Source organism: Microcystis sp. M_QC_C_20170808_M9Col (assembly GCF_007095495.1).
Classification (GTDB): domain Bacteria; phylum Cyanobacteriota; class Cyanobacteriia; order Cyanobacteriales; family Microcystaceae; genus Microcystis; species Microcystis aeruginosa.
Genome location: NZ_SFBZ01000184.1, coordinates 1 through 13,575, shown reverse-complemented (window position 1 = coordinate 13,575; position 13,575 = coordinate 1). Strand labels below are relative to the sequence as shown.

Here is a 13,575-nt window from a genome sequence, read left to right as displayed (position 1 = left end):
TCAGGGACTTTTTCCCTGAAAATTAGGTAATTGACCCCCTCAAAATCGGTAAAACCCCACACCCCACACCCTACACCCTACACCCTGCCCCTAGGAAAAACTTTTTCAGCAGACCCTAATTAAGCTTTGTCGCTGTCTGGCTTTGGCATTAACTGGCGTTTAACCAATGCAACCAAGCCTAACAATCCTAAACCTAGAACGGTACTAGGTTCGGGAACTGCTTTCCCTGCTGGTTGGAACTCAATGTTATCGACAACTTCAATCAAGCCAGAAGTGCCAGCAGGGGTGGGAACCGCTACATTGTAGAAGAAGGTTGCCATGTCAAAATATTGACCTGGCCCACTAGCAGCAAATGAGATGGTTTGATTCATGATGTCGTCGCGGTTCATCGGGACAGAGACGAAACCAACTTGGGTTGCCCCTAGAAAGAGGGTCAGTTCGGCTGTATCACCAGGACTAGAAAAGTAAGGATCGTCGTTGCCGAAATCTAAGGAGAGCGACTTCATCAGATGAGAGAAGTTCATTTTGAGGGCGCTGGCATCGTCAACTCGCACTGCAAGGCTCTGACCATTTCCTTGAACGCCAAAATTACCGATAACAAGATTTGCTCCCAGAGTGTCACTGAAGGAAACTAATTGGGAATCGGGGGGATTACTGACAAACCCGTTAGGAACGGATACCGAAGGATCGGTCTCAAAGGTAACGAACTCCGCAGCAGTGGCTGGTTTGACAGTAGCAAGGCCAAGGACAGCGATCGCGCTAACTGTGCCAGCGAAGACAACACCAGCCAGAGAGAGAGATTTGAAGTTAGTTGTAAAATTCATGGGCAATTTTGGGTAAATTACACCAGCATTTTACCCCCCCCCGATTTTGTCAAATATCGCTTTTTTATCGATTGCATAGATGTATAGAGTTTTATCTCCAGAAAACGGGTTTCTCAAAGAAACCCGTTTTCTCAGTGCGATCGCTTGTGGAAGATCGGGTTTGGGATATTTGTAATCTTTGATACAAATCTCTCGATCATCTGTTCTTAAGATGAAGGCTGGTGTTGCTAATTGATCGGGAAAGAGGCCGGCGCAAGCAGATAAAAACCGCAGAGAAGCTTGTGCCGTGGGATCAAAATTATTAAGCGGAGAATAGCCTCTGACCAGAATTCAACATCAAAATCAGTAGGAAACTTGTCATCGCCTAAGTAAAGTAACCCTTCATCCACGACACAACAAAATAGGAAAAATACTTATGAGTTATGGAACCCGTGTTCAAGCTATCTCTCAAGTAACGGATCGTAAACCCCTACCTAGCAAAATTCCTCAGCGTTTAGAGGCCCTCTGGGCAACCGATGTGTTTACCCTGAGCAAAATGCAGGCCAGTCTTCCCAAAGATGTATTCAAATCGGTCAAAAACACGATTTTAACTGGGGGAAAATTAGACGTTTCCATCGCCAGTGCGGTAGCGGCAGCGATGAAAGATTGGGCCACGTCCAAAGGGGCGCTGTACTATGCTCACGTCTTCTATCCGATGACTAACGCCACCGCCGAAAAACACGATGGTTTTATCTCTGTGCAGAGCGACGGTTCGGTGATCACGGAATTTACGGGCAAAGTCTTAGTACAGGGAGAACCGGACGGGTCTTCCTTTCCTAACGGCGGACTTCGCTCCACCTTTGAAGCGCGGGGTTACACCGCTTGGGATGTCACCAGTCCGGCCTACGTCATGGAGACGGATAATGGTGTCACCCTGTGTATCCCCACGGTTTTCATCTCTTGGACAGGAGAAGCCCTCGACAAAAAAACGCCGCTTTTACGCTCGATTTCATCGATGAGTAAAGCCGCCACCAGGGTGCTGAAGCTCTTAGGACATACGGAAGTCGCCCCCGTTAACTCCAGCTGCGGCGCTGAACAGGAATATTTCCTCGTAGATGCTCATTTTGCCCATAGTCGCCCCGATTTACTGCTCACCGGTCGCACCCTATTTGGTAAACCCGCCGCTAAGGGTCAACAGTTCGACGATCATTATTTTGGCGCGATTCCCGAACGGGTTCAGGTGTTTATGCAGGAAGTAGAGGAAAGAATGTATCGCCTCGGCATTCCGGCCAAAACCCGCCATAACGAAGTCGCTCCCGGACAGTTCGAGATTGCCCCCTTTTTCGAGGCCGCTAACGTGGCCAGTGACCATCAGCAGTTAATTATGACTTTGCTGAAAAGTACGGCTAAAAAACACGGTTTTGTTTGCCTACTGCACGAAAAACCCTTTGCGGGAATTAATGGTTCGGGAAAACACGTTAACTGGTCCGTCGGCAACGCCACCCAGGGCAATCTGTTAGATCCGGGCGATACTCCCCACGCTAATATGCAGTTTTTGTTATTCTGTGGGGCGGTAATTCGTGGTGTTCACAAGTACGGGCCGCTTTTACGCGCAGTGGTGGCTACCGCCAGCAATGATCACCGTTTGGGGGCAAATGAAGCTCCTCCCGCCATTATTTCCGTATATTTGGGCAGCCAGTTAGAAAAGGTATTCGACCAAATTAGCCAAGGACGAATTGAGGGTTCCGATGCCCCGGGGTTGATGGATCTCGGTGTCGATACCCTGCCGGTATTCCCCAAAGATCCTGGCGATCGCAATCGTACCTCTCCTTTTGCTTTTACGGGCAATCGCTTTGAATTCCGCGCCGTGGGTTCTAATCAGTCAGTTTCCGGGCCGCTGGTGGCGATGAACACGATTCTAGCGGATTCCCTGACTTGGGTGGCGGATAACTTAGAAAGCCGGATGAAAGCAGGGGAAGACCTCAAGACTGCTGCCCAGGGTGTTCTCAAGGAGATCATGGACAAACACAGAAATGTGATCTTCGGAGGTAACGGATATTCCCCGGAATGGCACAAAATGGCGGTAGAAGAGCGCGGTTTGGCTAATCTCCGCACCACTGCCGATGCTTTACCCGTGCTGAAGGCTGATTATATCGAAGAACTGTTTGCCCGCATGGGTGTGCTTACCCCCGTTGAACTGGAAAGTCGTTTCGATGTCTATGCAGAACAGTATTTACTGGCCATCGAGGTGGAGGCGAAACTGGTGGTAAGTATGGCTAAAACGATTATTTATCCCGCTGCCGTTCGCTACTTGTCGGAATTGTCTTTGGCGATCGCTAATGCGTCGGCGATCGGCATCGAGATGGATAAGGAAAGGGCCCAAACCGTCTCGAATTTAATTAAATTACTGATGGATGGCGTTAGCAAACTGAGTGAGGCCATGGCTAAAGACGATTTTGACTCGATCGAGGAACATATGCAGTATTCCGCTCAAACGATCCGTCCCTTGATGGATAAGGTGCGCGAATATGCTGACACACTGGAAGGGGAAGTGGCCGACAATTTCTGGCCGCTACCTACCTATCAAGAAATGTTGTTTGTTAAATAACATGACGGCAAGGAGGGGGTGAATAGCTGGAAAAATGATTCGCCACCCCCTTCTTTTTAGCTCTGGTAGTTTTAAGTTATGTTAAGAAAAGTAAATACAAACGTAAAACTACTATGGTATTAACTCCGACAATTGGCGAAAAATCCTATAATCGTCAGGATTGGCAAAAAGGCTATCAATCCCAACCTAACGAGTACGATTACGAGGTAGAAGACATCGAGGGGCAAATTCCCGCCGATTTACAGGGTACAGTCTTTAAAAACGGCCCCGGTTTACTCGATATCGCTGGCACTGCGATCGCTCATCCCTTCGATGGGGATGGTATGATCAGCGCGATTAGCTTCAATCATGGGCGCGTACATTATCGTAATCGTTTTGTGAAAACTGAGGGTTATCTCCAAGAACAGAAAGCGGGAAAACCCCTTTATCGCGGTGTTTTCGGCACGAAAAAACCGGGGGGAATTTTCGGCAATGCTTTTGATTTGCGTCTGAAAAATATTGCTAATACTAATGTTATCTACTGGGGTGATAAATTACTGGCACTTTGGGAAGCGGCCGAACCCCATCGCCTCGATGCTAAAACCCTTGATACTATTGGTTTAGACTATCTCGATGGTATCTTGGAAAAAGGCGATTCTTTTGCCGCTCATCCTCGCATCGATCCCGCTTGTATCTTCGATAATCATCAACCTTGTCTGGTAAATTTTGCCATTAAAACGGGTTTGTCGAGTGCCATTACTCTCTACGAAATTAGTCCCACGGGTAAGTTATTACGTCGTCATACCCACAGTGTACCGGGCTTTTGTTTTATCCACGATTTTGTTATTACTCCCCACTACGCTATCTTTTTCCAAAACCCGGTTGGTTATAATCCTTTTCCCTTTCTTTTTGGGTTAAAAGGTGCGGGAGAATGCGTCATCAATCAACCGGACAAGTTAACTAAGATTATTATTATCCCCCGGGATCCTAACAAAAGAGAAGTGAAAGTTTTAGAAACTCCATCAGGTTTTGTCTTCCATCATAGCAATGCTTTTGCACAAGGGGAGAAAATTTATATCGATTCTATTTGTTATCAATCCTTACCACAACTGGATTCAAATAGCAATTTTCAATCGGTAGATTTTGATAGTTTAGCTCCCGGACATCTGTGGCGATTTACACTAAATTTATCAGAAAATACGGTTACAAGAGAATGTATTCTAGAGCATTGTTGTGAATTTCCCAGTATTAATCCTGCAAAAGTTGGTCGAGATTACCGTTATTTATACATCGCTGCCGCTCATCATGCCACTGGTAATGCTCCTTTGCAAGCAATCTTAAAACTGGACCTATTAACGGGAGAAAAACAATTACATTCTTTTGCTCCCCGGGGATTCGCGGGTGAGCCAATTTTTGTGCCTAAACCCGATGGAATCGCTGAAGATGATGGTTGGTTATTGGTAGTCACCTACGATGCGGCCAATCATCGATCAAATGGGGTAATCTTAGATGCTAAAGATATCACTAATTCCCTAGCAGTTATCCATCTTAAACATCATATTCCCTACGGGTTACACGGTAGCTGGACTAGACAATGTTTTTAAGTTAATTCTGTGGGGGTGGATTGAAAACCCACCCTGACTAAACTTTACTCTTGAGAGCCTTCTTGTAGTAGCCAAAAACCAGCGAAGGATTCCGATTCAGGGTTAGATTGAACGGCTAAAAAATGCAGATTATTGGCTTTTTGTTTGGCTTCTTCAAAGTTTTTGGCTTCCTTTAAAGTCTCGGTATTAGTAACATTGACGAGAATCCAGCTATCACTAGCACCCGTTTCTAAACGTAGCAGAGGACGAGAACCAGTTTCTAACTTTAAATAGGCCATTTCTAACCCTGACATCCAACCAGCTAATGGTAAAGCGCGGGGGGAAAAAATAACTAAACCGGGGATTTTTAGATTCTCATCTAATCCCATCCCTAGTATGGGCAAATTTTCTCCGAAGCTAATATCCCAATCTTTTAGATCATGAAAAGAAGACAATTCTAGCGTAACAAAAGCCCATTTATCTGCCTTATCTCCCCGGACAGCATCGGGAAGGGGAACAGCATTTAAAGGGGGATAATTAACGGAAGCGGTTTTAGTTAAATTTTGATCATAACCAACTTCTTGGGGGTAGAAATTAACCATTCTTTCTTCTATCCATCTAGTTAAAGCATGAGTGCGACGACTAGGGGAAGCGGGAATACCGATATCCTCGCAAGCTTTGCTAATCATGTTATTCATCTGACGACGGAAAAAGCGAATTTTTTTGGGAGTTACCCCCGCTTCCTTGATAGCTGCAGTAACTGCCTCTCCTAACCATTGGGAATTAACCATCGTATTAGGACAATAACTGGCATATTTAAATATTGTATCGGAGGAGCGATCGATTGTTGCCGGAGTTTCACAGATTAATAATTCCCATCTTTTTTTATTATTTTCATCCACCACCGGCCGCGAATAAAAATCAAGTTCCCAAATAGTCATATTTTTTTCAGTTATCAGTTATCAGTTATCAGTTATCAGTGATTCAGTTATCAGTGATTTAGTTATCAGTCATCAGATTTGAGTTTTCAGTGAACAATATTAAGTGGCAAGTTCCGAGATGTCTTTTCACTGATTACTGTTTACTGATTACTGTTTACTGCTCACTGATTACTGCTCACTGCTCACTGAAAAATCCCCTATTCCCGACAACAGTACGAACGCGGTAGATGGGACGTTTTTGGGATTCATGGTAAGTTCGCATCAAAATTTCTGCCAAAAGACCAAAACAGAGTAATTGTACCCCAGTTAAAAAGAATAACACGGCCAGGATTAACAAAGGTCGATCGCCGATTTCTTGTCCGAAACCGAGTTTGAGAATAGTCAGATAAGTGCCTAAAATAATCCCCACTACCATCGATAACAGTCCGTAGAGTCCAAAAATGTGCATCGGACGGGTGAGGAACTTTTTCATAAAAAAGACAGTAAATAAGTCCATAATCACGCGAATTGTGCGACCTAAACCATATTTACTCTGTCCGAACCGTCTAGCGTGGTGATTAACGGGAATTTCGGTTATTTTTGCCCCTTCAATAAAAGCCAATGCGGGTAAAAAGCGATGTAATTCCCCGTAAAGATTCATATCGGCAACTAATTCGGCTCGATAGGCTTTCAAAGAACAACCGTAGTCCTGTAATTTGACCCCTGTTACCTTGCCAATCAGCCAATTAGCTATTTTTGAGGGTAAAAGCCGTTTTACCCGGTCATCTTGGCGATTTTTGCGCCAGCCACTCACGAGGTCATAACCTTCCTCTAATTTGGCCAATAATAGGGGTATATCATTGGGATCGTTCTGTAAATCGCCGTCGAGGGTAACGATTATCTGTCCCGTGGCATAATTAAATCCGGCAGCCATGGCGGGGGTTTGTCCGTAGTTGCGTCGCAATATTACCGCCTTGAGATCATCGCGATTTTTAGCTAAATTAGTTAAAACCTCGGTGGAACCATCCTTAGAACCGTCGTCAACACAGATTATCTCGTAGTTAATTTGATAAGAACGCAAAATCGTGGCTATACTCTCGACGAGATGGGGAATACTGTCCACTTCGTTATAAATGGGAACCACTACCGATAAAGTCTGGATGGCAGCCTGCGGGTTTGGTTCGTTGACGCTGATGGACGGTGTAATCGGGGACATATTTGACTGACGCGGGGACGTTTTGCGGCGATTGTATCACAATTCAGTTATCAGTTATCAGTTATCAGTTATCAGTTATCAGTTATCAGTTATCAGATGTGAGTTGTCAGTTCACTGATTACTGTTTACTGTTCACTGTCCACTGTTCCCTGAAAATACCCCCCACTTCCCCACTTCCCCACTTCCCCACTTCCCACACCCTACACCCTACACCCTACACCCTACACCCTACACCCCAATTCCCACTTCCCCACACCCCACACCCCACACCCCACACCCCTTATCCCTGTTCCCCTTTCTCTGTTTCCTTTTTCGCTAAAATTGCCTGACGAAAACCTAAGACGACGAGAATATTGGAGAGGGTGAGGAAAAATTCGGCGCTGCCGTGTAACCAATCGACGTTAGCTAATTCTTGACCATAGTGGATTTTGGCGTAGATACCGGCAGGAATGGTGATAAAAACGAAGATTAACAGCACATAAAAGCCAATTAGGGCTAAACGGGGCATTTTTCCCGAACGAGTGACAAACCAAAGAAACCCCAGATAGGGAAACAGGGAGATGGCAAATAAACTGTCTTTATTCATTGTTAACGCTAATTTTACTGGAACGCCACAGCCACCAACCGGCAGCACAGAGGGTAAAATTTCCTAAGACAGTCATGGCTGCCTGTAGGGTGACTAACCAGGATAAGGCACTGATATTATCAAAAAAATGCCATGTACAGGCACACATGGCCCCAATTAAAGCGGGTAACATCCCCCAAGATAACATTCGCCACGATCGATCGCTACTGATGTCGCTATAGGTCCAGACTAACCAGATTGCCGCTATCCATTCTACGACACTCGATACATGAACCATCCACGTCGGTATTGATAAAGCATTCATTTTTTTTATAGTTATCAGTTATCAGTGGGTAAGTTATCAGTTATCAGATTTGAGTTTTAAGTGAGCAGTATTAAATAGAAGTTTCCTACTCTCTTATCTCGTTCCCATGTTCTACCTGAAGGATATTTTAAGAGCCTTAAATATTGTGTGTCAAGGCAGAGCCTTGGCACCAGCAAAACTTTCTAGCCATTTAATCACCTGTTGACCTAAACTAACATTGTTTAATCGATCGATCTCGCGAATGCCAGTGGGACTGGTGACATTAACTTCCGTCAGATAGCCACCAATCACATCTAATCCGACAAAATATAGGCCATCTTCTCGTAATTTTGGGGCTAAAGTGGCACAGATTTCTAATTCTCGATCGCTGATTTCTGTTTTTGCCACTCGTCCACCCACCGCCATATTACCGCGAAATTCCGAACCAGTGGGAATGCGATTAACTGCCCCGATTGGTTCACCATTGAGGACAATAATTCGTTTATCTCCTTCTTTGGCAGCTGGTAAATAATCTTGAATCATTACTGGTTCTTGTCCCCATTTTGTGCTAATTTCAATCATTGAATTGAGATTGCGATCTTCGGGACTAAGAAATAAAATTCCCTCCCCTGCTTTGCCCCCCAAAGGTTTCATAACTGCCGCTCCTTTTTGGTTGACAAATTCCCTAATTGTCGCTTTATCTTGGGAAACAATTGTGGCGGGCATTACCTGAGCAAAGTGAATCGTATATAACTTTTCGTTGGCATGGCGTAAACCCCTAGTTGAGTTAATTACTTGGGTTTTTTGGGGTTCGATCAGGTCTAATAAATAGGTGGCATAAAGATAGGCAATTGTCACGGGTGGGTCTTTTCGCATCCAGACAAAATCGAAGTTTTCTAGGCAGGTAAAAACTGTCTCTTGTCTTTGATACCATTGAGATACAGCCTCCCAATGATTATCTTTTAACTCCACGGGAACCAGTTCAATTTTAGTTAGTTTTGCCCAAGCTTTTCCCGCAATCGCACTGAGATCCGTGATGGAAGTCATCCAGACTTCATGTCCTAATAATTGGGACGCTTCCATGATAGCTACACTGGTATCATGGCCCGGATCTAAATACTCGATCGGATCGATAATAAAGGCTAGTTTCATTAATAGTTTTTATCCTTAATTCTGCAACAGGGGAGCTAAACCACCACTTCTATCTAAAGCATAGATGTCATCGCAGCCCCCGATGTGTTGATCGTTTATAAAAATTTGTGGTACACTTGTACGACCATTAGCTCGATCGGACATTTTGGCTCGCGCTTCTTCATCACCATCGATACAATATTCGGTAAACTCCACCCCTTTTTTCTTGAGTAATGCTTTAGCGCGGATACAGAAAGGACAGGAACTCCAAGTATAGATCTCAACATTAGCGGCCATAAAATTTATCTCCCTTCTTTACATATCTTAAATTTTAGCCGATAACCGAGCAGTGATCTTCCTTCAGGTCAGAAAACGCCAATTAGGGCGATTCCACTGATATATTGCTTGTATTTCCCATTCTTCGCCGTTTTGAAAGCGAATACGGCAACTAACAGGGGGGGAATCATCCTCACTTTCCTTTACTTCTATTACCTCACAGGGAAACCAGTCGCAACTATCGGCAGCGTCTGCGGGAATCCATTCCCATAATCCATTAGACACCTCGATCGTATCTCCCACCTGTAATTTTTCTCTGGTTAACCTTAATTTTTGTAAATATTCTTGCCAATGAATCGGTTTTATGATATTCAACCAAGCCAAGCCATACTGATCGCGGATAAATTGTACCGCACCGGAAGGGCGATCATTAAGCCAATCATTGAGAAGGGAACTTTTCCAAGCTAAATTTTCCCGTTCTTGTTTGAGGATAAATTCCAGTAAAATCTCCCTTTGCATAGATGTTAATTCGTCGAGGGGATTGCCATCAGCGAGGGAATTTCGCTCAAAAAACACCTCTAACAAAATTTCTTTTTGTTGTTGATTGAGAGGACAGAATAAAGCCTCACACTGGAGAAAAGCCGCTTTGAGAGTGGTTTCAATCTCATCTCGATCCATGAGAGTCCTAAAAAAGCTGATTTCAAAGGGTGACGATCCACGATAATCTAAGTATTGGGGAAATCATACCGTAAAATCACTCATCTATGACACCACGCTCGCTCACCGTTTTGCTCCTTTCTGTTCTTTTCTGGCTGTCTAGCTGGCTTATCATCCCTATTGCTCAAGCTTTGACCCCAATTCAACTATTAGATGTATCTTACAAAGACTGTCCCCCCGAATTAGCCGAGGGGAGTGTCACCAGTGGAGGAACCAGTTTTCCTGCTAATTGTTTTTTAATCACCGGCAAAGCTAAAAATAATTCCGGCAAAACCGTCTATGATGCCGATGTTTTTGGTCGGATTTACGATGCTAACGGGGAACCGGCTTTACAAAATCGTAGCCGAGTCGGGGCAATTCCAGAAGTGCCGCCGGGGATTAGTGATTTCGAGATCAGAATTTCTGTTTCTACCAATCAACCAACCCCCTTGCGACTGGAAAAATTCAAAGCTTCCGGTTTTACCAGTAGTGTGGATCCGCGGATTTAGAAACTGCTACTGACCAGACTGCTGGCCCCTGTGGCTACGACACTCTGAACAACGTTGAGCAGCAGGAACGCGAGGATCGGGGAAAAGTCCATCCCGCCTAGGGGTGGGATAATCGAGCGAAAGAGGTTTAAATAGGGATCGGTAATCGGACTGAGAAAAGACATAATCTGATAGGCCCAACCGGCATTTTGGAACCAAGTCAGTAAAACCCTAACAATTAGGATTACCGAGTAAATTTGCAGGAAATTGTTGATTATCGTCAAAATAAACCCTATATCGCTCATAAATAAATCTTTCCTCAAGAGGGCGTGATGGTTAGTTTAGCTTTGATCTTACCAAAAAAATGGTCTTTAGTTACTCTCTCCGCCCTGTCTTACTGGTTTTAACCAGCTATCGGCATTCCTCCCAGTTGACGGACACTGGGTAAGAAAACTGAATACAGCAGTTATCTTAATGGTGAGGTACGAAGTTTTCCTTTTGGGGAGACTCGGATTGTTCAAGTAGGGTTTGCGGCAAAAAGTTTTTCGGTGGTGGTAGGGTGTGGGGTGTGGGGTGTGGGGTGTGGGGTTTTACCCATTTTCAGGGAAAAAGTCCAGGAATTTTCCCCCCAATCACTCCAATGGTCGGCAGTTTTTGAGGGAAAAAAAGTCTAAAAACCTTATCCAACAAGGTTGTTAGATTTATTCAGCAAACCCCAAGTAGTTTTTCCATAGCTAACTGACGGTCCGGATGGGAGGACAGATAAAAACGATTGCATGGTATGATAAAGGTTTTGGAACTATTGTTTTAGGTCAAGATCATGGCGAAACGAATGCAGGTTATCCTCAATCAAAAAGTCAGCAAATTAGGTGAAAATGGCGATGTGGTGGAAGTGGCCCCCGGTTATGCGCGCAATTACCTTATCCCCCAAGGTGTGGCCGTTTTAGCCACCAAGGGCGCGATTAAACAGGCAGAATTTAGGAAAGAAAAAGAGCGTCAACGTCTCCTCGCTGAAAAACAAGAAGCGGAAACCAGAAAAACTGCGATCGAAAAACTCAGTCCCTACAGCATCCCTAAACAGGTGGGTGAAAACGAGGCCATTTTCGGTACTGTCACCAGTCAAGATGTGGCTACGGTTATTCTAGAAAATGCTAAATTAGAAATCGATCGCCGTGGTATTACCGTCCCCGATATCGGTCAATTGGGAGTCTATAAAGTACAAGTCAAACTCCATCCCGAAGTTAGTGCCGATATCGAAATTAAAGTAATCGCACAATAACAATTATCGGGGCATAGTTATCAGTAATCAGTGAAAATTTATCAGAGCGATTAACTAGCTGATGGCTGATAGCTAATAGCCATTCACATCTCAAAAACTATGACTCATCCCACGGATATAAAAACCCTAGCGCGCTGGATGGCGGCGGATTTTAGTAATCAAGAACAAGCTTTTGCTAATCCGCCTTTTTTTGCCCATATTCGCGTGTGTATGCGCCCTTTGCCCGATGAATTACTGAATGGAACCAGCTTATTTTTAGAGCAGGCCTACGATTTTATGCTCAATAGTCCCTATCGTTTGCGAGTATTTAAATTATCGGTAGTCGATGATCATATTGAACTAGAAAACTTTAAAGTTAAAGAGGAAGCTAACTTTTTTGGTGCTTCTAGAGAACCCCAGCGTCTCAAAAATCTCACCTTAGACTTGTTAGAACCGATGCTGGGTTGTGATATGAATGTCACTTGGACAGGTAACAGTTTTAAAGGGGTGGTGAAACCGGGTAAACAATGTTTAGTCTTTCGCAAAGATAGAATGACTTATTTAGATAATAGTTTTGAAATTAGTGAACGGGGATTAATTAGCGTTGATCGCGGTTTAGATCCCGAAACCGATCAATTAGTCTGGGGTTCGATCGCCGGTCCTTTTGAGTTTGTGCGTCGCACCAGTTTTGCTGAGGAAGTGTGAGAAAAATTATCGGTTTTTAGCTATGAAAATCGCCACATGGAATGTCAACTCGATTCGCAGCCGACAAGAGCAGGTAATTGATTGGTTACAACTCAATCCCGTTGAGGTTTTATGCTTGCAAGAAACTAAGGTAATCGATCGAGATTTTCCCAGAGAAGCTTTTGAATCTTTGGGTTATCATCTCTATATTTCTGGACAAAAATCCTATAATGGTGTGGCGATTTTTAGCCGAAAACCCCTGGACGATATCACTGTGGGATTTAGTCCAATTATCGGCGAAAATTTAACAGGAGAACTAGACGAACAGAAACGGCTAATTACTGGAGTAATCGGCGATATTCGGATTATCAATCTCTACGTTCCTAATGGTTCTTCCCTAGATAGTGACAAGTATATTTATAAGCTTAAATGGTTAGAAACTCTCAGGAAATATCTAGATAAAATTATTAATTCTCAACCAGAAGAATTATGTATCTGTGGGGATTTTAATATTGCCTTAGAAGATAAAGATATTTATGATCCCAAAGGCAAAGAAAATCATATTATGTCTTCAGCTAAAGAAAGAGAAGCTTTAGAAAAGGTGTTAGAAATTGGCTTACAAGATGCCTTTAGAAAATTCACCTCGGCAGCAGGACATTATAGTTGGTGGGATTATCGCAGCGGCGGTTTTGCTCGTAACCGAGGTTGGCGAATCGATCATCTTTATTTAACTCCTCAGCTATACGAAAAAGCCGTTAATTGTCTGATCGATCGAGAACCCAGAAAACAAGAAAAACCTAGCGATCATACCCCTGTTATTCTGGAAATATCAAGCCAAAAATAGCTAAAGGATCAACCTAGACTTTGCACAGCCAGAATTTTGCTCTCTTAGCTTCCCTAACCGGGGACTTTCACCTTGAGGATTTATTCGGTAACGAGAAAATGCTTTGACATCCTCGCCGCCGTAAAACGGACGGCGATTCCCAAACCTCACGATTTAGGTTTCTGCTTCTTTCCCTTGCGGGGTTCCGCACCTGCCTTAACAGATTTACTCTGTTCTGGTC

General features: G+C 44.0%; 15 protein-coding genes. 6 read left to right on the top strand and 9 right to left on the bottom strand.

From position 1 onward, the window contains the following. Positions 1–119: 119 nt before the first annotated feature. Positions 120–824, bottom strand: coding sequence for a PEP-CTERM sorting domain-containing protein (locus EWV68_RS11000; protein ID WP_287169787.1), 705 nt, complete (start codon positions 822–824; stop codon positions 120–122). A 415-nt stretch (positions 825–1,239) separates the two neighbouring features. On the opposite strand from EWV68_RS11000, the gene EWV68_RS10995 reads away from it, so the two are divergent. Next, positions 1,240–3,411 (top strand): glutamine synthetase III family protein, encoded by a 2,172-nt coding sequence (locus EWV68_RS10995; protein ID WP_287169785.1) that lies wholly within the window; start codon positions 1,240–1,242, stop codon positions 3,409–3,411. Positions 3,412–3,524: 113 nt separating this feature from the next. Further along, positions 3,525–4,994 carry a carotenoid oxygenase family protein gene (locus EWV68_RS10990; RefSeq protein WP_287169784.1) on the top strand — a complete coding sequence of 490 codons (1,470 nt, stop codon included), beginning with the start codon at positions 3,525–3,527 and terminating at the stop codon, positions 4,992–4,994. A gap of 44 nt (positions 4,995–5,038) precedes the next feature. On the opposite strand, the gene EWV68_RS10985 is transcribed toward EWV68_RS10990, so the two are convergent. The 7 genes from EWV68_RS10985 to EWV68_RS10955 form a co-directional block, all read right to left on the bottom strand. Continuing rightward, entirely contained in the window at positions 5,039–5,914 is an 876-nt protein-coding gene (locus tag EWV68_RS10985; RefSeq protein WP_287169783.1) for a Tab2/Atab2 family RNA-binding protein, read from the bottom strand. Between the two features lie 175 nt (positions 5,915–6,089). Beyond that, positions 6,090–7,109, bottom strand: a complete 1,020-nt coding sequence (locus EWV68_RS10980; RefSeq protein ID WP_061430496.1) for a glycosyltransferase — start codon at positions 7,107–7,109, stop codon at positions 6,090–6,092. Between the two features lie 280 nt (positions 7,110–7,389). Then, positions 7,390–7,695, bottom strand: coding sequence for a DUF3593 domain-containing protein (locus EWV68_RS10975; RefSeq protein ID WP_061430497.1), 306 nt, complete (start codon positions 7,693–7,695; stop codon positions 7,390–7,392). Further along, positions 7,688–7,999, bottom strand: a complete 312-nt coding sequence (locus EWV68_RS10970) for a DUF2499 domain-containing protein (protein WP_061430498.1) — start codon at positions 7,997–7,999, stop codon at positions 7,688–7,690. The genes EWV68_RS10975 and EWV68_RS10970 overlap by 8 nt, the downstream gene beginning before the upstream one ends. Before the next feature lie 150 nt (positions 8,000–8,149). Next, positions 8,150–9,130, bottom strand: a complete 981-nt coding sequence (gene gshB / locus EWV68_RS10965) for a glutathione synthase (protein WP_287169782.1) — start codon at positions 9,128–9,130, stop codon at positions 8,150–8,152. 15 nt (positions 9,131–9,145) lie between these two features. Continuing rightward, on the bottom strand, positions 9,146–9,406 hold the full coding sequence (grxC, locus tag EWV68_RS10960; RefSeq protein ID WP_002791228.1) for a glutaredoxin 3: 261 nt from the start codon (positions 9,404–9,406) through the stop codon (positions 9,146–9,148). A gap of 63 nt (positions 9,407–9,469) precedes the next feature. Continuing rightward, positions 9,470–10,063, bottom strand: a complete 594-nt coding sequence (locus tag EWV68_RS10955) for a hypothetical protein (RefSeq protein WP_061430500.1) — start codon at positions 10,061–10,063, stop codon at positions 9,470–9,472. Between the two features lie 86 nt (positions 10,064–10,149). Here EWV68_RS10955 and EWV68_RS10950 point away from each other — a divergent pair, with 86 nt between their 5' ends. Beyond that, complete coding sequence (locus EWV68_RS10950) at positions 10,150–10,590, top strand: hypothetical protein (protein WP_061430501.1); 441 nt, start codon at positions 10,150–10,152, stop codon at positions 10,588–10,590. Here EWV68_RS10950 and EWV68_RS10945 read toward each other — a convergent pair. Continuing rightward, on the bottom strand, positions 10,587–10,874 hold the full coding sequence (locus tag EWV68_RS10945; RefSeq protein ID WP_061430502.1) for a YggT family protein: 288 nt from the start codon (positions 10,872–10,874) through the stop codon (positions 10,587–10,589). The genes EWV68_RS10950 and EWV68_RS10945 overlap by 4 nt on opposite strands. Positions 10,875–11,389: 515 nt before the next feature. On the opposite strand from EWV68_RS10945, the gene rplI reads away from it, so the two are divergent. From rplI to xth, 3 genes are all read left to right on the top strand, one after another. Then, positions 11,390–11,848, top strand: a complete 459-nt coding sequence (gene rplI, locus EWV68_RS10940; RefSeq protein WP_012264300.1) for a 50S ribosomal protein L9 — start codon at positions 11,390–11,392, stop codon at positions 11,846–11,848. Positions 11,849–11,947: 99 nt separating this feature from the next. Further along, positions 11,948–12,532, top strand: a complete 585-nt coding sequence (locus EWV68_RS10935) for a chromophore lyase CpcT/CpeT (RefSeq protein ID WP_061430503.1) — start codon at positions 11,948–11,950, stop codon at positions 12,530–12,532. A 22-nt stretch (positions 12,533–12,554) separates the two neighbouring features. Continuing rightward, entirely contained in the window at positions 12,555–13,355 is an 801-nt protein-coding gene (xth, locus tag EWV68_RS10930) for an exodeoxyribonuclease III (protein WP_061430504.1), read from the top strand. The last annotated feature ends 220 nt before the right edge of the window (positions 13,356–13,575 follow it).